Source organism: Mesorhizobium sp. Cs1299R1N1, assembly GCF_037179655.1.
Lineage (GTDB): Bacteria > Pseudomonadota > Alphaproteobacteria > Rhizobiales > Rhizobiaceae > Mesorhizobium > Mesorhizobium salmacidum.
The window spans coordinates 1-709 of the sequence record NZ_JAPYKR010000101.1 but is presented as its reverse complement, the minus strand read 5'-3'; the positions used below and the strand labels follow the sequence as shown (position 1 = coordinate 709).

Annotated in this window: 1 protein-coding gene; it reads left to right on the top strand. The window is 59.1% G+C overall.

Going from position 1 to position 709, the window contains the following annotated elements; genetic code table 11:
- Positions 1–109: 109 nt before the first annotated feature.
- Positions 110–709, top strand: a 600-nt coding sequence (locus O7A70_RS34435; RefSeq protein ID WP_442921256.1) for an MBL fold metallo-hydrolase, incomplete at its 3' end; no start/stop codon positions are given.

Below are 709 nucleotides of genomic sequence, written 5' to 3'. Positions count from 1 at the left end.
CACGCAAGTCAACGCCGACATCGAGCGCCTTGAAGCCAGGCTCGACGATTTGGCCGGTGTCGGCCGGCTGGGAACGTCAGGTGCGCTCAGCAGCTTCAAAGATTCCGTGATGATCCGCGAGAGCAGGCTGCAGCCTATATCAAAGCACCTCCTGTGGGCCGGGCCATATACATGTTCCAACTTTTACGTCGTCCTCAGCGGGCATGGCCACGCTATGCTGATCGACTACGGATTAGTTTCCTCCGGCCATCTGCACTGGGGCCCCGACGCCGATGACAAGCGGGCCGTGCGTTTCGTCGAACACCACCTCGAGCAACTCCGCGAAGACTATGGCGTAAAGCACATCGAGCTTGTTGTCCCGACGCACATCCACGATGATCACGTGTGCGGCATCCCATACCTGCAGCGCCATTTTGGGACGCAGTGTTGGGCTCTTGATTGCATCGCAGACGTGCTTACGGCGCCGGCCGCGTGGGCAAGTACCCCATGTTGCTTCGATAAGCCTTCGCGCGTGGACCGCTGGCTCCGCGACCGGGAAACATTCCATTGGCGCGGCTTTGACTTCTCCATCTACCATGCGCCTGGCCAGACCGAATACCAAGCGTTCATCGTTGGCGAAATTGACGGCAAGCGGGGGGGTTTCGGTGGCGACAACATCCTTTTCTTGAATGGTACTGACCTCCGGAGCCAGAAAGAGGTGCAAAGCACC